This window comes from Amycolatopsis decaplanina DSM 44594, assembly GCF_000342005.1.
In the GTDB taxonomy this organism is placed as follows: domain Bacteria; phylum Actinomycetota; class Actinomycetes; order Mycobacteriales; family Pseudonocardiaceae; genus Amycolatopsis; species Amycolatopsis decaplanina.
Genome location: NZ_AOHO01000037.1, coordinates 4,330 through 27,065, shown reverse-complemented (window position 1 = coordinate 27,065; position 22,736 = coordinate 4,330). Strand labels below are relative to the sequence as shown.

Here is a 22,736-nt window from a genome sequence, read left to right as displayed (position 1 = left end):
TCACCGGCTACGGCACCGGCCCGGTCAACGCGCTCTTGTCGAGCCTGAGTCCTCAGGTGCTGCAGGCGTTCCTGCCCGTCATGACGACGAAGAGCCTGCCCGTACCCGCGTTGCGCGAGGCGGCCGTCCTGCGGGGCAAGCGGGCGGACGTCGAGGTGCACGCGCGGCTCGGCAAACCGCGGACGATCGCGTTGAGCGACGGCGTCAACCTGGAGAATCCGAAGAACTCGACGACGGCCCGGTCGGCCGAACGGAAGGTCGTCGAGGTCGGCGAAATGGGCGTCAACGGACCGGCGGTCACGCCGGTCGACGAGAAGAACAACATCGGCGGCCTGGTCACCGGAGCCGACGCGCGGTGGACCAGTGAGCCCGCCGACGCCACGGTCGACGGCACGACGGTTTCCGCGGTCGCGAACCTCAAACCGGTCGGGCGGACCGCGCTGGTGCGGTTCGACGTGGACTACCGGGTCGTGGTCAAGGTCGACGGCCGGACCGAGGTCGTGGACGTTTCGCTGCCGGCCTCGGCGGACGTGCGGATGCCGATCGAGGGCCTGGCGGATGTCACCGGCCAGAAGACGCCACGCGTTCTGAAGGCACGGCAGGGAAGGGTCGCCAGGACCGCGAAAGCGTGGCGGGACGCGGAGGTCGGCGCGGAGGTCCATCGCCGCCAGGCCGAACAGCTGGTCGAGAAACTCGGTGTCGGCGTCGACTGGGGCGCCACGGTCGACGCGGCACGGGTCCGCCGTCCCGGACCGCTGGAGGAACGGCACCACAAGTACGCCCGTGAGACCGAGAAAGCCTTACGGGAAGCCGAAAACCTCGCCGACGCCGCTCAGCTCCACCATGATCGGGTGGCCGCGGCCACCGCCGAGGTGCTGGCCGGCCTCAAGGTAAGGACCGTCGATCTCGCCGACCTCGCCCGTGGCGCCGCCGACGCGAAACTGCGGCGTGACCTGTTCCGCGAAGTGCTCGCAGAGCAACAGGAAACACTGGCCGTCGCCGAGGCCGAGGCGGTGGAAGCGAAGGAGCAGCAGATCGCCGCGGCGGAGCAGCTGGTTCGCACCCAAGCCGCGTTGCAGGCCGCGTGGCTCGATTTCGTGGACACCAAACAGGACGCCTGGTGGCTGGCGAAAGGCGCGCTGGACGCCGAATTCGCGCGGCTCACGGCACCGCCGGGGTCACCGGAGGACGAGAAGTGGCGGCACAGCCGGGCCACCGACGCGCCCTGGTTCTCCGTGGCGGAACCGCTCGACCCCGCCCAGTGGGAGCCACTGCGGGCGACCACGCCGAGGCGGTCGGTGGCCACCGAGACCGCCGACGTCCTGACCACGCTTCTGTCCGAAAAGGACAAACGATACGACGGTGTGATCCGGTACGGCGTCAGCCGCTTCAAGGTCGGTGAGCGCGGGGTCACCGAATTCACCGTGCCGATCAACCTGGTGCCCGGTCGCGGCGTCACCGACGAGCAGCTCGCGCAGCTGCGCGAGCGTGCCACGGCCGGCGTCGAGAGGCTGATCAACAAACGCCACGGCCTGCCGAACGGTGACCAGCTGCACGTCCGGATCGAGTTCACCGACGACCGGCTGACCGACCGGAACGGCGATCCCCGGTACCGCGCGTACGACGTCGTCGCCGGTGACGACGAACGCACCACCCAGACCAACTGGCGATCCGATGCCACACCGGAGGAACTGGCCCACGAACTGCTGCACTACCTCGGCGCGGCCGACGAGGAGCACGACAAGGACCGGGTGTTCCTCAGCCGCGAGGACGACGGCACGACCGGTGTCGTCACCGGTGACGAAAGCATCATGGGCGCGGGCGTGGTCACCCCCGGGACCACACCGAAGCTGATGCCCCGCCACACCTGGATGATCCAGCACGTCCTGCACAGCCAGCTGGGTCCCGGATATCGCCTCACCGACCCCGGCCGGGACGCGCTGCCAGGTGTCCGGCCCGCCGCGTTCGGTCCCGGCGACGGCGAGCCGGTGCGGATCGCGTTGTCGTCGTCGGCCGATTTCCTCGCCACAGCGGCCGTTCCGGCGCACCCCGGGCTCACCGCCGCACAACAGGACACCCTCCTCCGGCTCGGCAAGACGGTGGTGCCGGTCGGCGGAAAGCCGGTCACCGAGAACCTGATCGCCGCGATCGCCGCCGCCGTCGCGCCCGGATCGCGGTCACGTCAGGTGGAACTGCGGGAGCTGGGCGCGACACTGCGGAACACGACCGCCGCGAAGATCGCCGAGGCCTTCGGGGTCCGGCTGCACGTCGTCACCGAGAACGGGGACGACCTCGGGTACGGCCCCGCCGGGCGGCGGCCGGTCCGGATCGTCCGGACGTCGAGCGGGGAGTACCTGGCGACTCGCGACCCGGACACGAGGACGCCGTCGAGGCCGGCCCCGGATCGGCCCGAGAGCTCCACGAGCGCGGCCGTCGTCAAGCCGATGATCGGCGCCGGTGGCAAAGTCGTCGGGATCGCCTTCCCCACCAAGAAAGGCGACGACGCGGTCGCCCGTATGTGGTCGGGCGCGACCGCCATGCGGCCTGTCGTCGAGTACAACAGCCTGCGCCCGAAACCGGAGGGCCAGGAGGCTTCAGCGAACCTGACGGCGGCTGGATCGGAGAGCCGGCCCGCGCCCTGGGCCGCCAAGGAAGCGGCCAAGCAGCCGATCTTCCTCTACCTCCACGCCGGTCCGGACAGGTTCCGGGTCAAGGTGCCCGGCCGCCTCCTCGCCCAGCGGATCACCGGCGCGGAGCTCGCCGCTCGAGCACTCGAAGACCCGGGGTTCCGGCAGGCGCTCGAGTCCCGGCCCGAAGCGCCGATCGTGTTGCTGGCCTGCGAATCCGGACAGCGGAACGAGCCGGGTGGCGGCGGCTACGACTTCCGCCGCGAGCTCAAGGCGCTCGGCCACCACCGGACGGTGTACGCGCCCACCGAGACGATCAACCTCGTCCAGCTGCTGGCGGGCGTCAACGTGGACAAGGAAGGCGAATTCGTCGAGATCGCCGACCACCCCGACGACGTCACCGAGACGGTCACGGGCGTGGCTCCTCCGGTCGTGGACACCGCGATCACCTTCGCCAAGGGATCACGCGCCCTGGACGACGACGCCCTCGCCGCGGCGGAGCGGTTCGCCGCCTGGGCACCGGCGGCGGCCGAAGCGATGGCGAAGCGCGACGAGTCGCTGCCGTCGCCCTGGATCCAGGTCACGGGCGACGGCAACGCGAGGATCGGCCGGACCGAGACCGCGCTGGCCAGGGCGAACGCGGTGGCGGCGGCGCTGCGGGCAAAGCTGCCCGAGGCGGCCGGGGCACCCCTGGTGGTCAAACCGGCCGTCGCGCACCGGAACAGCCTTCCGCCGCTGGTGTCGAACGACCCCGCGGCCCGGCGGCGCTCGGTGACGATGGCGCTCGTCCGGGACGACGGCGACATCCGCTCGGAACTCGGCCTCCTGCCGGACGAGACGGTGGCGTCCTGGCTGTCCCGCACGGCGACGCGACTCGGTGAGGACCCGCACCTCTGGGAGTCGTCCCCGCTGGTCGCCTACCTCGATGAACATCTGCCCCTGCCCACGGCGCGGGACCGGAACACCGTGCTGCGGTTGTCGGTCGATCCGGGCACCCCCGCGCCGCGGCTTTCCCGGCTCGTCGGCGTCCGCGGCCACGCCTGGGCCGAGTTCGTGCTACCGAACGGCGACCGGGAAACGATCGGATTCCACCCGGCCGCCGACGGAAGCCCTGCGGTGCGGCTCGGCGACACCGGGCACACCGCCTCCGCGAGCTACGAGGTGTGGATCTCTGCGGAAGGCACGTTACGGGCCCTCGACCACGCGTTGCGGAACCTGCGGACCCCGCACCAGGCCTTGTCCTTCAACTCCGTGCATTTCGCGGGCGGGCTGTTCGAACGCGCCACCGGCACGCCCGCTCCGTCCGCCGGGTGGCTGGTGACCGGCCCGGACGATCTCGGCAAGCAGTTGCGGGAGGCCGTCGGCGGCATCGCGGAGCTGGACGACGTCGAACTGCTCGATCCGCATGTCAAGGTCTCGTTCCGCCCCGGCTCGGACACCGTCGACCCGATCGTCTTCCGGGGGTTCGTCCGGTCCCTGGCCCACGAACTGCTCACACGACCGGTCGCCGGTCGCCGGATCGAGATCGTCGTGAAGCGCGGCCAGGACGAGGACCTGGCGAACCGTCGAGGGACCAATCTGGAAGCCGCGTTGCGTACCGCCCTGCGGGACGCGACGGACGAGCACGGCGTCGTTCTCGAATTCCGGCCGATCAAGCTCACCCATCAGGACGACACGAAGGCCGAGTCGGCGCTCGTCGCGTTCGTCCAGGACGGGCGGGATGGGGGCGTCCCGCCGGAGCGATCGGTCCAGAACTGGTTGAACGATCAGGCCGCCCGCTCGCAGGTGGTCCAGCAGCGGACCGTCGCGCAGTACTTCATGCGGACCGATCTCCCCGACGCCCTCGACCGGATGCGGCTGCTGAACCCGGACCGGCCGGTGTTCCGCTTCCAGGTGAAGACCCGGCACCGCGACCTGAGCGCGCAGTACCCGGGCCATGCCTGGATCGAGATCCACGACCCGTTCGGTGGCGGGACACTCATCGACTTCGCTCCGGAGAATCCCCCTACGCCGCAGTGGGCGACCGTCCCGGGCACGGTCCACGTGGGCCCCGCACGGGAGAAACCCACCACGTACACCGCGGACCACCTGGTGAGCGCGAACGACGTCATCCGGGGACTGGAGCGAGTGCTCGCCCTCTCCGGCAGGCAGTACAAGCTGACGAGCCACAACTGCACGACCTTCGTGCAGGACGTGTTCTCGGCGGTTCTCGGCGCGCCCGCACCCCACGCCGGCCGCTGGGTCCAGGGCCCGACCGACCTCGAGCGCACACTCCGCGCGGGCGCGTCGCACATCACGGTCCGGCCCGCCGACGACGCGGCTTTCCCGACCGGCCCCGTCCCGGCTGCTCCGCCGCGTCGCGCCCAACCCGTGCCTGCCGCGGACATCGTGGCGGGTTATCGCGCCGCCACCGAGGAACTTTCGCATTTCCGCTTGTCCGACAAGGACTTCGACACCGCTCTCGCCGAGTTCTCCCGGCTGGCGGGCACCGGCGACCTCAGGCCGGGTCCCGAACTCGACCTTCCGCTCCACCGGCTGGACAGCGTGCTCGGGGAGCTGGAGAACCAGGCTCGGGCCGCCGAGACCACCGAGGAGAAGTCACGGCTTCTGCGGCTCTCGCGGAGGGTGCGGGCGCTGGCCAACGACGCCGTGCTGCTGTCGGCCTTGGCGCCGACCCGTGACACGGTCCTGGAACCGCTTACGCCGCAAAGGCTGCGAAGCGTTGTGTCCGATGTCGCCACGATCATCCACAATGGACAGGACCCGTTCGCCGCCGAAGGCTCGCCGTGGCGGGGTCTCGACTATGACCCGAACGCCCCGCTGCCGCGCAGGCTGGTCGAACTCGTGCTGATGGACACCCCGCCGGTGGTCGTCGAAATCCTGCGTGAAGACCCGCTCTTCCAAGACCTCATGCGTAACCCGGAGGCGCTGGCCGACGCCCTGTTCACCGCCTCCGGCGGTTTCGAACGGGCCTTCGCGGCGGCCGAATCGGATGAGAACTCGGTCCCGCCGTCGGCGACGCTGGACCGGGTGCACCGCGAGATCGCCAGGCGGGCGCCCGGCGCCTCGCCCGAAGAGCTGACCGCACTCGCCGGCCGGGCCGTGGCGTTGCTGCTCGCCGCTCCGGTACCCGCCGATCCGGAAGTACGTCTCGTCGTCGGCGGGTCGCCGCGATCGGTCACCCGTCCGGTGGGCAAGCCGTGGACGCGCGAGGGCGCGACGCGGGATTGGTGGCGGGCGGCGGATCCGGCGGTGGCCGTCGGGCACCGGATCGCGGATCCGGTGACGTGGTCGGATATCGGAGCTTCGCACCGGGAGACGCCGCCGGTGACTGTCCGGTCCGAAGACGGTGGGCTGAGCCGGTCGGGACGGCCGTGGCGGGCGACGATCGGCTACGACCTGCGCCGGTTCACGGTCGAGCGTGAAGGCCACGAACCCGTACCGGTCCGGCTGCACACCGTCCGGCTGCGGCTGGACGACACCGGACAGTCCGAAGTGGACATCGCCGATCTCGAGGCCAGGGTCAGGGCGGGGGTGAACGGGTACTTCAACCAGGGCTACCGCCTTCCCGGCGGTGAGCAGTTGATGGTCGAGGTCGAGTTCACCGACCGCGAAGACGCGCACGGCACGGTCTTCGTGACCGCTCCCGGCACCCCGGCCGACCAACGGCACTGGCCGTCGGACGGGTCCGAGGTCCAGTTCGCGCACGAGCTCGGGCATTTCCTCGGCCTGTACGACGAGTACTTCGTCGATTCCCCGGACGCGCCCGTCTTCCAGCATGCCGACGGCGCCGGCCGGGTCGCGACCGGGCAGGGCCTGATGACCGCGGCCGCCGTCACCGGCGAAGTCGTCCTCGAACCGCGCAATCTCCAGCTGCTCTCGGACCGCACCCACGCGCTCGTCGGCGACGACCCCCGGCCGGGCCGGCGGCCGCCTCGCGGCACCGAGCACGAACCGGGTTACCTCGCCTCCGAAGCGGACGAACGGGAATTCCGGTCCCAGAAGGAAATGGCCGGGTACCTGCAGCAGGTCGCCAAGGTACTGAAGGACAGCCCGCATCTGGCGTCGGTGGGGGAGGCGGAGCTGGCCGCGATCCGCGCTTACAGCCACTCCCATTCCCCGGCCATCGACGACCATTTGAAGAACGGGACGGGCCCGGACTACGCGGCGCCGCTGTCGCGGTTGCTGGCCTCCGCGGTCACCCGTTTCCCGGCACGTCACACCGGGTTGGCGACCCGGGTCATGGACTTGCCGGTTTCGGCGGGCAAGGAGCTCTTCAAGGAGGGGGAGCGGTTCACCGACCGGAGCTTCTTCCGTGCGGTGCGGGGCGAACGCGTTCTCTATCGCTTCCGGAAGGTTGTGGTCAGCGCGCTGGTCCACGACGCCGCCTATATCCCGTCCGCGTCCGTTCGTCCCAGCGAACAGGAGGTGCTGCTTCCGCCCGGGAGCACGTTCGACGTGCTCAAGGTCAAGGAGGAAGACGGCAAACTCCACGTGACGCTGCGGCAGATCGACGCCACGCCCGCCCGCATCGGTCCGCCGTTCACCGGTTTCCCCGGCGACGGCCCGGCCGCGCAGTTCTTCCTCGACATGGTCGCCTTGAAGAACGTGGTCAAGGACGCCCGGGACCTGGCGCCGGATCTGGCGAGCCGCGACACCCGGGCGCACCGGGACAAGATCGTGCGCGCCCGGAGGCATGCCCTGTCCGAAGCCGGGTCGCGAAGCCGGATCACGGTGAACACGTGGCGGTCGGCCGCGGAACTGGACCTGTTCCGGAAGGGCGGCTTCGTCACCGAACCGACGCTGCTGGTCGCCGGGGGCGAGCCGGGCAACGTCACGTTCGTCATCGACGACGCCTTCGCCGTGGCGGTGGACGACGACCGGATCCTGCCGCCGGGTTCGACCTTCGAAGTCATGGAGGTCAGCAGGGCGGCCGAGTGGTACGAGCCGACGGTGATCCGGCTGCGCCAGGTCGACCCGCTTTCGGTCGTCGACCGGACCGGGCCGGGCTTGCGCGTCAGGACCGTCGAAGAACAGGCCGAGAAGGTCGTCGACGTCCTCGCACGCGGGCTGCGCGAGCGGAACGGCGACCTGCATCTGACCGCCGTCGAAGCCCTCGTCGACCGGCACCCCGACCCGGATCAGGTGTGGCACGCGGCGCTGAAGACCGTCGTCGACGACCCGGACCTCGCGCGTAAGGTCCGGACGATCACCTACCAGCGGCGGGACGGCGGCGTCGTCCGGTCGGTGACGCTGCCGGACGCGGTGTGGGATCTGCTGGAGGTTTCCGGCGACTCGTTCGAGCAGTCTGGTGACGAGATCACCGAACCCGTCGGGATCACGCCGCCTCCGTCGACGGGGGCTCTCCTCGCCGAAGCCTGGCGACAGGACGCCACGAGCCGGAGCGACATCCTCGAGAAGGATGCGAACGGCCACTCCGGGCCGGATCCGGAACTGCTGAGCACGCGTGGATTCCCGGCGACGCGGAGTGAGGCCTGGGCGAACCTCGTCGGCGCGCGCCAAGAGCTGAGCCGGGTGGAAGCGGCGCACGCGGAGCTGCGGTCCCGTCTCGCGCCGGGAGGCGCGGGAAGTTCACGGGACGCCGGACGTCTCACGGAGTCCGAAACCGCGCTCGAGGCGGCGCGGGACCGGGTCGCCAAGGCGGCCGACGACCTTCGCGCCTGGGGCAACGATCCGGGCAGGCTGGACAGGGCGTTCCAGGAGTGGCGGGAGGCTTCGGTCCGGGAGCGACCCCGGCTGCTCGGCGGTGCCGGCCTTCCTGCCGACGTCACCCGGCTTCCCGGGGCCGACGAGTTCGCCGATCGCCACGACACGGTCTTCGACGGGTTGCCGAATCTGGTGACCGGCGATCTCGGTGCCCGCTTGGACCAGCTGTCACGGCTGGCCGAGGGCGGCCGTTTGGAGAACCACCTCGACGCGGTCTTCGGCTCGGCCGAGATCTCGGCCGCACTGGATCGGATCGACCGGAATCTGGACCACCTCGCCGACCCGGAGACACGGGCCAAGGTGCGGTCGCTGGTGAACGACGCGCTGCTGGTGGCGTCGCTGGTGCCGTCGCGGGAGCGGGACGTCCCGGACAACTCCCGGTTCCGGCTGGCGACCGTGCGCGATCGCCGGGTGCTGCAGCCGCTGACGATCGACCGGCTCCAGCAGGTGCTCGGCGATCTCGCCGTGAACGTCGAGGCGGGCCGCGATCCGTTCACCGCCGACCGGTCGACCGTGCGGGGGATCGGCTACCGGCCCGACGAGGGACTGCCGCAGCGCCTGGCGCGGTTGGGGCTGACGAACCTCACCCTCGAGGGGCGCACCGCCCTGCGGAACGACTCACTGTTCCAAGCCCTGCTGGACAACCCTGTCGCGCTGACGGAAAGCCTGTTCGCGGTCACGGGACACGACGAACAGCACTTCATGAACACGTGCGCGGCGGCGGCCACGATCACCGAGGTGCGCGGTGTCGTCCCGACGATCGCGGGACTGCTGTCGGTCGGACGCGGTGTCGTCGACGCCGTCGAAGAAGAGCTGGACAAGGCGCCGAAGCATCAGCTGGACAAACGGGATCGCCCTTGGGGCAGGACGATCGGTGAGCTGGCCCGCAAGCGCATCGCCGAAGCCGACGCCCTGTTCACCGCTTTGGACACACGGGCGCGCGCACTCGTGGCGGCGAACCGATCGGACTCCGCGGCGCGTGCGGACTGGGCCCGGCTCACCACCGAGTGGGGACGCGTCATGCAGAAACTCGCCGGGCTGATCTGGCTCGACCCCGGCGAAGGCTCCGCTGTCCCGGTGCTCACGAAGAAGGTCGTTCCCGGCGCGTGGGAACCGAACTATCCCTTCGTGCTCCCGCTCGCGCTCGACCGGCGAAGCCGCCGGGAGACGGGGATCGAGGACTTCCCGTTCCGGATGGCCATGTCCCGGCGACTCGCGCTTCAACCGCGAGAAGAGACCCGGGGTGAACTGTGGTCCGATCGTGAAGTGCCGGTGTCCTCGCGGCTGCGCTCCGCCGAGCAGGTCGCGAGGTTCTGGGAGCGGGTCCGGACCGGCTCCGGGGTCCGGATGTCCACTGTGGATCACGCCATGTTCCTCAAAGCGGCTGAGGTCGGCGGTGAGCCCGTCTTCGTCCTGAGCGACCCGATCAAGGCGCAATTCGACTACTTGTCGCCGGCCGCCTTCGCGGCCTGGGCGGAACGCGAGGGCATCACGGCTGAGCGGCCCACGTTCGAAGACCACGTCGTCGTGGTGCCCAGCACACCCGGTCCCGTGCGGGTCCGGTCCGAGGCGGCGCCCGGCGACGTCGAGCCCGCGGCGGACGAGGTTCCCGCCGATCAGGTCGCGGCGACGGCCGACGCCGTGCTGGACGGCGCGACCCGGTTCGGCGACGACTCCGGGATCTGGCTCGACGATCCCGCCACCGATCCGGCCGCGCGGGAAAACCAGCGGCAGGCCGTCGAAAGCCTCCGGGAGGACCGGCGGTTCTACACGGTGGTCGCGCACACCGGCCCGAGCGGGATGCCGGAATTCGAGGGGCGGCCGATCACGCCGGAGGTGATGGTCGAACTCCTGGCCCGCCTTTCCCGTGAGGGTGCCTGGGCGGACGGCAAGCCCCTGCGCTTCGTCGCGTGCGGGCTGGGGTCTCCGGATATCGAAGGTTATGTGTCCACCGTGCTGCACGGCCTCGCGGCCGAGGGCATCGTCGCCGGCGCGTATGCGGGGAACACCGCGGTCTGGTCCACCCCGGGACGGGACGACGAGACCGGCCGGAACGAACTGGTCGTGGCGAGCAGGATCGGTTTCCAGGCGAACGGCATGCCCGCCGTCGTCGGCGACGGGCGATGGCTGCGCTTCCGGTTCGCCTCGGGCGGGCACACCGAGATCGAGGTGACCGAGCACGGTCCGTACCTCGTCGCCGGGGACGACGATCCGCCGCTGTTCAGGCGGGCGCCCGGCGGTTTCGACGTCGTGCCGACGGCCGAGGGGCTGCTGGTCGAACGGCCCATCCCCGATTCGATGCCGTTCGGGCCGGGTCAGGAGGACGGCATCGGCCTGCCGGAGACCGTCGAGGCGAACCTGGACGAGTTCGCCGCGCTGATCGCCGCGCTGCCGATGCCGCCTTCGGTGGAGGTGCGCGGACGTCGTGGAGATGCCCGGCTGGCGGCGATCGTCCCGGCGCTGCGGTCGGATCTCACCAGGCACGGCGTGAGCGATGACGCCCGGATTCGGGTACTCACCTCAGGCACGGAGACCGGTGTGCTCCTGTCCGCGATCGTCCCGGCGACGGTCGCGGAGGAGATCGAGCGGGAATTCGGGCTCAGTACGGAATCGCAGGCCGTATTCCAGCAGGCCGCGGACGCCACGGGCGTGGCGTTCGAGCTGCGACCGGTGAACCCGGAGACGATCCGTGCGCTGCTCCAGGGTGGGCGGCCGGCGTCCCCCGGTCTCGCGGCGGGCACGGTCACGACGTGGGACGTCCACCTCGGTATGCCGGAGCGGGCGATCGGACTGGCCGCGCGCTTCGAACCCCGGCTCCCGGACCTGACCGCCCTGCCAGCCCAGGTGCGCGCCAGGATCGAGCACCGCTATCGGCAACGGATGGACGAATACCTCACGCCGCTGGACTCCCTCCCGGCCGGACACCGGGTCATCGGTGGCGTCGTGCACGTGGAGACGGCGGACGGCTGGGCCCCGGTGATCGGTACCGGCTCGCACCACATCCGCCGTCCGGACGGCACCGGTTCGGTGCTGACCGACGACGTGGAGCGGGACGCGCCCTTGCTCGATTTCGCCGGGCACACCCTGCCGATCGGCTATACCGCCGGGCTCGACCGGCACGGCAGTGAACCGCTGATCCGTTTCACTCCGGGGAAAGCGCCGCGGGTCGTCGTCGGGGACACCCACGCGGCGCCCGCCGACGCGTCCGAGTCCCTTGTGGACTACGCGGAGACCGACTGGGACGCGTTGCGCGCGCAGGCGATGGCGCATCGCGAGAAGGCGGACGTCTCGTCGGACGACGGGTTCTGGGACGATTTGAACGATCTCGACGCCGAGGACACGCGAGCGGATTCCGTGTTCGAAGCGCTTGTGCCGGTCGATGGCGACAGCGAGCACTCGGAAACGAACGATCCTCACGAGTATGACGATCTCCTGACGCCGGTCACGATCGATTTCGCCGAAGGCTCGGCCGACCTGACCGGCCCGCAGCTGACAGATCTGCGGCGCGTCGCCCGGCAGATGACAGACGTCGCGTACGCCTATTTCATGCTCCCGCAGATGTTCGGGCCGATACCTTCGATCGAGGTGTCGGGCGGCGGTGCCGGCGACGAGCGCCTCGACGCCGTCCGGAACGACGTCCTCGAGAAGACGTTGTGGCAGATGATCGGCGACATGGCGTTCACTCGAACGGAGCTGGACGACCAGGAGAGGTATCGCCTGCTGCAAAGCATCGTCCTTTCCGTCCAGGGTGGATCGGACGGAGACTCGGATCGGTATCGGGTCCGGATCGACGGCTCGGACATCTCGACCGCACACCTTCGGGCGCCCCGGAAACAGGTCGAGGAGACGACGAAGTTCCGGATCGAGCGGACCGGCCCGGCCGCCGGGCCCGCCTTCACGTATCCCTCCGACCTGGCTTTGTCGGCGACCGCCCGCTCGACCCCGTTCGTCGTTCCTTTCCAGGAGAACATCGAGTCGGATCACATTCCTTTGCGGGTGTCCGACGACATGTCGATCGCCGTGGGTTCGTTCGAGGCCTCGAAGGAATTCTTCGCTGTTCCCGACGTCGTCGCCAAGTCCCGGGCGGCTTTGCTGCAAGCCGACAGCAACATCAGCCTGGTCGTCCACGATGACGTGGTCCTGGTGGTCGAACGGGAGGGAATCGAACACCGGCTGAACAAGGTGAGCGTGAAATTCTGGGACAAGCCGTCCCATATCTGTCGTGACATGGCGCAAGAGGTCTTGGGTGCGCTGCCGGACATCGCGATCTTCAGGAACGGGAACGGGAACGTCGCGGTCGGGAACGTCAGTACCACCAACGGTGTCGAAGTGACGGGGGTGCGCAACCTCGCCGAGGCGATGGCGGCACAGGCCGAAGACCTCGCGCCTCCGGTCGATCCGCGATGGGCGGCCGCGCAGGTGGCCAAGGACGTCAGGCCGACCGGTGGCGGGCCGGGGGCGCCGCGTCCCGGGCGCGCCTACGGCAGCGCGATGAGCTACCAGTTGTCCAACGCCGCGCGCAGGGCGAAGATGGACCAGCTGGCACAGGACAGTGGCGTCAACGAGCACGCCTGGCCTTCGGTCGGGGAAGCGTACTGCGCCAATTCCATCCCCTTCGACGACGACGACGGCATCGTCTCGATGAGTCGTGACTTCGCCAAGGGAATCGAAAACGACGGTACCCCCTTCGGATATCACTTCGCGGCTGTTGTCGCGACGAGCCTCGACGGCCGCTTCAATATCACCCTGGAAAACTCACCACAGGCCAGAATTCGCACTCCGATGGTCGACGAGGCGATCCAGCGGGCCCTGCTCGACTACGACGGCTTGTGGGATTCGCTCGAAGCGGGGTTCGACGCCGACCTGCAGAGGGCGAAGACGGATTCCTCTCCCGCCGTCGCGGAGATCGAGTTGAAGCTCTACGTGGTCAGGAAGCTCCGGGCCTTGGCGGAAACAGCCGCGGACGACGAGCAAGAGAGGCAACGCGCCTACAACGAAGCGGCCGGCGGTGTCTACAACCTCGCCACCTGGCCGAAGGAGCGTGACAACTGGCACTTCGTTTCCTACAGCAAGGAACCCGGTGACTCTTTCCATGAGCACTGGGCGGCTTATGACGATCCGGAACAGTTCATGATGCCGAACCTGATGACCTTCGTGGTCTCGGGTGGTCAAGGGGCCGCGACCCCATGGTCCGCGGAGGTCGCGTTCGATACCGGATCGAGCCTGCCGCGCGAGTCCGACGCGCAGACCTTCCGCTCCGTCGCGACCCGTGTCGCGAGAGCGGCGATCTGGCGTAATGCCAACGACTTGCCGATCCCGGCGGTGACCGTCACCGGGTACGGCAACGGGACCTTCGCCGTGCCGGGCGGTGCGATCAAGAAGGGGAAGGAACGCGCTGACGCGGTCCGGACCATGCTGGTCCAGGAGATCGGAGAAGAACTGAATCGCCTCCAAGGAGACGATCAGGTGGTCAAGGTCGCCTCCGACTCCGATCCCGTCGCGGAAGGCGTTCCGACGATCCGGGTGGCGGCGCGGTCGAAGGGACGTGATCTCACCGACGCCCCGGACGATCCGCGCTCGACACCGGAGGAACGCCGCCGACGAGCCGTGATCACGGTGCGGCCGAACCCGGTCGTCGCCACCGTCGCGCTCGAAGGGAACCGCGGGATCAGGCTGGACGACCCACGGCTGGCCGGAGTCGCCGACGGCTACCCGGCGGACGACAGGTTCTTCACCTTTCTCGCACATGGCGATGCGAACGGCGCTCCGGTCCACAGTGCTCCGGGGACCGAGAGCACGCCGCTGAGCCCGTCCGAGGTGGCCAAGATGTTGGTGGCCGCCAAGGAGAACGGCCTGTGGGACGGCGAGAAACCGCTGATGTTCGCGTCGTGCGGCGCCGGTCGCGGGCACGGCAAGTCGTTCGCGGCCCGAGTGCTCACCGAGCTGCGGGCGCGGGGAATCGACGTGGAGGCCGTCGCGCCCGACGGTCCGGTGTACTTCGTGCCCGACGTGTCCGATCCGGCCGGAGCGGGCCACCTCGTGGTGACCGGAAACGTGGGTGTCGACGCGGACGGCCGGCCGGTCGTCGCGCCGGACGGGAACTGGGTGCGCCTGAACGGATCCACGGGACGAGCGCTCCCGATCGGCGCGCACATCCTGGTGGAGGAGGGGGAAGACTGGCGTACGAGGCCCTTGCCCTCCGGGTACTCGGCCGGGAAGTCCGTGGGGGACCTGGACGGCGCGGTGCGGCTCGCCGACGAGGACGCGAACTCGTCGCCGGGCATTCCACGGCCCCACCCGATCATCACCACGGACTACGAGGTGACCACTTCGGCGGATGCCGCCTCGAAACCCTTCGAGGCGTACCCACCGCTCGACGTCCTCGGGGATGAAGCCGGCGACGTCGAAGGGTTCCCGTTCATCGCCTCGGCGAAGAAGCAGGCGTTCGAGCATCCGCCTCTGCAGTTGTCGGGTGACGCCACGATCGCGATCAACGGCACGAACCCGGTCCACGGACTCACGCCGATGACCGAGTCGAAGGAGTTCTACGCGACCGAGGAGGTCATCGCGAATGCCCGGGAGGCGCTGCGCAAGGCCGGTAGCAAGGCCAAGCTGGTGGTCGATTCCACGACGGTGACGGTGGACCGGGACGGGAAGCCCGTCACGCTGTCCAAGGTCACCGCGGAGTTCGCCGAGGCCCCGAGCGACATCTGCCGCGACTTCGCCAACACGGTGCTGGGCGGCATGCCGGAAACCGTCGTCTTCACCGGTCCTTCCGGCACCTCCGCGGTGAGCGCCGTCAACGTGGACCACGGCATGGAGGTCACGGGTTCCCACGCCCTGGCCGACAGCATCGTCACCGCGATCGCCGACGACGGTGACCTCGCCGAACTCGGCCCGGTGTGGGCGGCGCGGCAGATCGCCAAAGACACCAGGACGGTCGGCGGGGCACCCCCGCTCCTGCCGGGTGACGCGTACGGCCCGCTGCTCAAGCACGATTCACCGAATCGCGCGAAGCTGGCCATGCTCGCCGAGAAGATCGGGATCAACGAGCACGCCTGGGCGAAACCCGGCGAAGGCTACGCGAGTGTCGCGATCGCGTCGAAGGACGCCGACGGAAATCCCGACTTCCACACCGACTTCTCACGTGAAGGCGAACTGGGCGGTTCTTGGGGTTATCACTTCGCCACCGTCGTCGCGGAAAGCGCCGACGGCGCCACGCAGATCGTCCTCGAGAACTTCAACCGGCGAGGCATGATCAGGCGCGAGATCGACGATGCGATCGAGCGGAACCTCGCCGTCTACGGCGATAGGTTCGACCAGGTCGTGTCGACCCTCACGGCGGAACTCGCCGGCTTCCGGAACCCGCGGGACCCCGGCGCGAAGACCCTCGAACTCCGGATCGACCTCGCCAAGGCCTTGAACGAACTCCGGCGGGTTCGCGACAGTGACCCGTCGAATTCCGGGGGCGCTCGTTCGGCGGCCGCCAACGCGATGCTGAAGCTCGGCCTGCACACGGGCGACATCCCGCGAAGCACCGATCAATGGAATTTCAAGCTTTACTCCAGGCGTCCAGGGGAGACGTTCTACGAACACGAGGCCCACTTCTACGCCCCGGAGGTGGCGCCCTCGGGGGCCAATCCGATGGCTTTCGTCGTCACCGGCGGCCAGGGGCCGGTCGGACCGCAGGACATCACCTTCCCCGCCGGTTCCAAGGAGGTCCCGGAAGGGGAGAAGCTCAAGCTGGATTCCCTGGCCAGGCGGATCGCCAAGGCGGCGATCTGGCGGTCCGGGCACGGTCTGCCGATGCCCGTCGTCACTGTCACCGGCCACGGCAACGGTTCGGCGCTCGGCGTCAACCAGGCGGTCAAGACCGGGCAGGCGCGCGCCGACGCCACCGCACAGGCCCTGCGGGAAGCGATCGAAGAGCAGCTGGACAAGCTGCAGGGCGGCAACCCGGTCATCGGCCTGGCCGACGTCGAGATCGTGAGCAAGTCGGGCGGAAGGGAGATCGGCGAACTCGTCGACGGCCTGACGCCGGAGGAAGCCCGCCGTCGTGCGATTCTCACGCTCGACCTCGACTCCCGCGACCCGCGTACCGACAAGCCCACGCCGCGCCCGGTGGACTCGGGTCCGATGGTGACCGTCACGGCGGACGTGGACTCGTCCTCGGACGGATCGCTGGTGCTGGAGGCCGATTCCGGTGCGCTCGACGGGGAGTTGGTGTTCCGGGCGGCTCCGGCGGTGGTGAAGTCGGCGAACGCCCGGCTGGAGCTGGTGGGCAGCGGGATTCGCTTGGTGGCGGGTCCGGTGGGTGCCGACGGGCTGCGGCGGGTCCAGGTCGTCCGGACCGACGGCAAACCGCTGTCCTCGGGTGTGGTGGGGCCCGCGGACGTCGCGAAGACCGTTATCGGCGGGCAGCCGCGACAGACGGTGTTGCGGGGTGCCGGCGGCGGTTTCGCGACGATGCAGGGTTACGTCTCGGAACGGGTCGACGGTAGCCGCGCCCTGGCGAAGGTCCTGGTCGCGTCAGCGGACGGAGGTGTCGAGGAGCTTTCGCCGACGGACGTCGTCGCCGGTATCTCCCAGGCCGAGCTGACGAATGAAGAGCCGCTTCCCGAATTCGGCGTAGGGTTGAAGAATCCCGCTGTCGCGGCTGTGATGGACCAGGCGGCGAAGCGGCTGGGCGTGGGCAAGCACGCTGTCGCCCGGGTCGGTGAGACGTATGTGCTGGCGCCGGTCGGGAAGAAGAACGAGCTCAAGCTCAACCAGTATTTCGGGCCGGTGGTCGCGGAAAGCGCGGACGGCCGCGGAAAGCTGATCATCGAGGTCGACCCCGTCACCCGGAAAGTGCCGCGGCTGCGCCTGGTCGGAGACGGCGATGGCGAGAGTTTCCACGAGATCTACACGACCGGTGACGATGCGGTCTTCGCCGACGCGCTGACGATGGTGATGACCGGGCACGAGGTGATCGGCCGGTTCGACGCCGAGTTCGACCAGGGGACGGCGGTGCTCGGGACGGTGACGACCGGGGCCGATCTGCTGCGGTCACTCGAGATCGACGGCGAGCGGGTCGACGTGACGCGGCTGGTGGATCCCGAGTATTACGCGAAGTTGCTGAACAGCCTGGACGAGGACGACGATCGCGAGAGCGCGGTCGACCGGCTCGGCAGTGTGGTCGCCGCCCGGGGCCGGCTCGAGTCCTTCGTCAACCGCGTCGTGGCACTCGCGCGGTGGCGGGCCGCGGACGGATTCGCCCCGCCCGTGCTGCGGGTGGGGATCCGGGACGGGAACAATCCGTTCGGCCGCGCGGTGGTCATGGGACAGCGGCGCGGTGAGGCGGTCGCGACGGCGCTGCGCGAGCTGATCGCCGAGCGGCTCTCGGCACTGGACGATCCGCGGTTGTCCGTCGCCGACTTCGACATCGTGATCGAGAAGGTTCCCGGTCCCGGTCGCCGGGGCCTGCTCGAGGTCTCGGTCGACGACACCACGGCGCGCGAACGCCGCAAGGTCACCACCACGATGGACACCGCCATCCTCACACCGCTGCCCACCACGGAGGGGAACGAGGAGAACGACGACGATCTCCCCGCTCCGCCCGAATCCGCCGTACGGGACGACAACGCGCTGTTGAGGCCGTCACCGGTCAATCGGAATCTCTCCGAGTCGTCGTCGAAATCGTCGATCAGCGTCAACTCCGTCGAGATCAGCTATCCGTACCCGGGCAAGGTGCTCAGCCGCGGCGTCCTGTTCTCCGACCAGCGTGACGTGCTGGCCCGGCACGGCCTGGAACCGGTCCTGGTCGAGGGGGACACGCCGCACGATTCGTTCCGCGAGGCTCTCGTGGCGAGCCTGCCCGAGTGGGTACCGCGCGAGCGCGCCCGGATCATCGCGGGACTCGACGAGCTCACCGCGGCCGACCCGGGCACCACCGATCTCGATGCGATCGCGAGGGCCGCCGGTGTCCGGGTGCACGTGATCAACCCGGACGGCACGTGGACCAGCCACGGCCGGGAGACGGCCCGGCCGGTGCACATCCTGCGGGCGGAGGTCGACGGTGCGGAGCGGTACCTCGGCACCAGGGAGAACGTCCACATCGGACGACCGAACGTGCGCTATCCCGGTTCGACGGTCCTGCTGACCGATCACGGTCGCAAGGTGGTGCACCGCGGCGAGTTCGAGATCGAGACGATCAAGGGAAAGAACTACGTCCGTCTCTACACCGCGATCCTCACCCCGGCCAAGCCCGAATCTGAGTTCAAGGACGTGCACCAGGAAACGGACGGTACGGTCCAGCCGTTCAGCGGCGAGGGCAGTACCGGATCGAAGGTCTTCTGGGTCGGCGGTGGGCGGCCGCTGCGGGCCGTGCAATGGACCGCCAAGTACGAGACCGACGGAAGTCGCCAGGACTTCATGCAGCCGATGCTGCGGTCTTTCCTCGTGCCGCTGGATGTGTTCCTGGACGTCACGGAACAGTCGGTGGTCGAGGCCGCGGCGGCGGGCAACGAGCTGTCGATGAACGTCGACCAGAACGGCGACACCAACCAGTTCGGCCTGCGTGGTCCGCATTTCGAGCAGCTGCGGAAGAAGGTGCTCCCCGGCTCGCTCGTCACCTACACGGTCGGCGGGCGGGTGACCGTCATGCCGGAGGTCGCGGGCCGTCAGGAGGACCTCGCCGACCTCTACGTCAGGCTGGGTCTGCGGCCGGACTTCGACTCCGCCGCGCTGGGCCGGGAAAACGACCCGTGGTTCACCTGGGCCACCGGAGGCCAGAAGTACTTCCGCAATGACGCGAGGGCCTTGCAAAGCCTCGCGAGGACTCTGAGCAATCACTATCACACTTGGAAGAACTCGCCCGAGGCCTTCTTCAGCCCACCGGCCGACGTCATCCCGGAGTTCCCCAAAGCGACCGTCAAAGCCGCACCGGACAGCGCCGCCCGCCGTCGGGAGGAGATGAACACCTTCCTCAACACGCACGGTCCGGGGAAGGAGCTTGTCGAGCAGCTCACCGAGAAGCTCTGGACGGCGCTGAAGAGCGAAGTCCGCGAACACGCCGGAGACGGCGTCAAGGTGAGCGAGAACGATCTCAGGACCACCGTGACGAGCCAGCTCAACAAGTCCTTGAACAACCCGCATTCGGTTCTCGTCGAGGCCACGAAGATGACGATCGACCAGAAGGACCTGCCCCGGGTCGGTACCCTCGAGGACATCAAGACGACCATGGAGGCGGACCCGCACATCCCGATCAGAGCGGGGATCACCGTCGCCGACGCCGTACTGGATTCGCTGGGAGCCGGATTCGGCGACGAGGTCGTCGACGGTGATTTCGGACGGGAACTCGGTGACCTCGTCCTGAAGGCCGTGCGGACCCGGTTCGAAGACCTGGGCACGGACTGGGTCGAGGAACTGGAAAAGGACACGAAGAACAAGGAAGAGGAAAAAAAGAAGAAGGAAGACGAGAAGAGGAAGAAGGCGGAAGCGAAGAAGGGCGCACAGGACGACAAGAAGGGCCAGGAGAAGGCCGAGGACAAGGGGGACGCGAAGAAGAAGCGCGGAAAACCCTTCCTCACCGGCACCCGGGCCGAGGTTTTCACCCAGAGCCTCGTCGAAGACCTGCTCGCCGACGGCGAGTTCAAGAGTCTCTTGCGCACCAAGGAGGTGAAGATCGGTCCGGATTCTTACGCGGCCCAGTTCAAGGCCCGGATCCTCGCCAAGGCCTTGGAGTCCATCACCAAGAGCGATTTGGTGGGCGTTGGCGAGAAGGAGGTCCGCGAGCGGTTCCGTACCGGACTGAAGAACGTGGCCAAGGCACTGTCCGACGAGCTGGCACACAAGAACGCGGCCAGATTCGGAGCGCCGGAAGACCGCAAGGAACTGGCCGAGAAGACCGCCGCGGTGATGCGGAACCGGGAACTGGTGGACGACATGCCGATCACTCCGGTGAGCCGTGCCCGGGCGAACGAGTTCATGGAGTTGCTTCCGGAATACGCGACGCAGGCGGAGATCGGCTCGGTCATCGCCACCGACGAACGACGGATCAAACTCGACTTCGACACCCGGAAGAGCCGGCTTGCCGACGGCGTCATCGAAGGCTCTCCCTACGCGAACGAATACGCCGGCTGGCGTGACAAGTACATCCTCGGCTACACGCGGAAACAGGACCCGATCGTATTCGGCGAGCACCGCCGGATCGGTGACGCTCTGGCGAAGACGATCCACGCGCAACTCGACAGCCCGCACGTGCGTTCCGGCAGGGTGATCCTCGATCAGCTGCTGACGGAACTGGACCGGGACGTCACCGACGAACACGACAAGCTCGCGCGGAAATTCGCCGAGACGGTCAAGATCCAACCGGTCCGGCCCGGCGGGAAGGATCCGGTCGGACGGCCTGACCGTGCGCCGGAGGAGACGAAACCGAACACCTTCGGCGAGCACGCCCAGATGGTGCTCAACCGGTACCTGGCGCTCACCACCGGACAGGAGGACGCCGACCGCTTCGTCCGCCGGGAGGCGGTCGTCAAGGCGATCCTGTTCCACGACATGGACAAGGTGAATTCCAAGCACCAGTACGGCGACGCCCAGGTCAGCCATGATCTGGAACCCGAGCATCGCGGCGCGGTCCAGTACATGAACAGGCATGAGGGGCTGTGGGCGAGCAGGCGTGACTTCGAGCTGGTACGGGCGTTCGTCGACTCGGATCCGTTCGGCTACTACTTCCGCGGTCTGGGAAAGATGACCGCGGCGGGCGTGTACGACTTCGTGCGCGGCCTCGCCGTCCGTGTGGGACGGCCCAACGGCGGGGCACCGACCGCGGTCGACGTGCGGAACCTGTTCCGTGAGTTCCACCAGTACTACCAGGCGGATTTCTCCTCCTACAGCGCGCAGGCGAAGTTCGTCAACGACACCACCGGCCTGGAACAGGCGGGCTACGACAAGCTGACCGGGGTGGCCGTTTCGGACGGTGAGCACGTGCTGGTGGGCGACGAGCACCGCTTCGCCTACACCAGCGCGTACGAGAAGAAGTACGAGGACCTCGTCGCCGTCTTCGACCAGGCAGTGGCCGACGAGCTGGAACGGCTCTCCACCGCGACGGTCTCGGCGTACGGCGGTTCCTCGCGTGGGTCCCTGGCGTCCACCCCGGCCAGCCGCTCGGTCGTCGACCTGCCGACGGTGACCGGGTCGGTGACCGCCCGTGTCTTCGAGGACGTGGCGAACGGTCTCGGGGTGAACCTGTTCGAGCTCGAGATGCGGACGATGGAGCCGTTCGGGGTGTTGTGGTCGGCTTACGAAGCGGATCCGGACGCCCAGGTGTCGGAGACCTACCGCGCGTTCGCGGACGGTGGCCTCACGGGAGTGTGCGGTCAGACGGCCACCCTGCTGTTCGAGGTGGCGCATGATCCGGTGGGCGAGCCGGCCGAGGTGACGGTGTCCGGGTTGACGGAGGTGATCAACGGCGGCCAGGACGTCGGCGTGTGGGTGAGCACGGGGTCGACGCACGCGTTCTACCTGGAGTTGCGGGGTGACCGCGCGGTCATCCATCAGAGCTATTTCGGCAGGTACGGTCTCGCGCACAGTTTCGGCGCCGGCCGGTCCTATGCGCGGACGGAGTTGGCGGATCGGCTGGTTTCGCTGCTCGACGAATATCGCGGTGGCGGCCTTCCGGTCACGCACGAAGAGGAGTTGTTCGGCGGGAGGTTGCTGGACCCCGGCCGCCGGGAGGAGTACGGGCAGCGTGACTGGCGGGTGTTCCGGATCAAGGTCGCCCCGTTCCGCAGTGCGGAGCAGCAGAGGGAGAGCCTCAGCGAGCTGGTGGCCGCCCGGCATCAGGTGTGGAACGAGATCAGGAGCTCGTCGCAGAGCGTCGCCCGGTATCTGGGGATGGAACCGGAACCCGTCCCGGCCGACACGGTGACGTCGAACAGCGTCTTCGAGGCCTTGGTGCCCACTGTGGCCGGGCCGGATCCTCGGGTCCGTCGCGACGACCGGCTCGAGGAGTACCTGGACCGGCTGGTCGAAACGGGTTTCGTGGGGCAGGACGAGGTCGCAGGGTTGCTGCGGATGCTCGACGCCGACGCGTCCGGATCCTTCGACGGCGGTGAGCCGGGCAGGCCCGGGTTCCCGCGCACGAGGCGAGAGGCGGTGGCGAACCTGCTTTGGGCGCGCGACGCCCTGAACCAAGCGTCCGACGCCCAACGGCGGTTGGCACGCCGTGTCCTCGCGGGAGTGGGAACCTCACGGGACGGAGCGGATCTCGAGCTGGCGGAGGCGGCCTTGGCCGAGGCGTCGGCCGGGGCGGCGCAGGCCGAAGCCGATCTCCTCGCGTGGGGCAACGACCCGCGGCGGCTGGACGGGATCCTCACGGACTGGCTGGCCCGGGACTGA

General features: G+C 69.0%; 1 protein-coding gene (running past one end of the window). It reads left to right on the top strand.

All coding sequences use genetic code 11. From position 1 onward, the window contains the following. A protein-coding gene (locus H074_RS07490) for a WXG100-like domain-containing protein (RefSeq protein WP_007029423.1) crosses the window boundary here: on the top strand, positions 1-22,736 show its 3' portion. It extends 6,835 nt beyond the left edge of the window; the window shows 22,736 of its 29,571 coding nt (coding positions 6,836-29,571); the start codon falls outside the window, past its left edge; it ends in the stop codon at positions 22,734-22,736.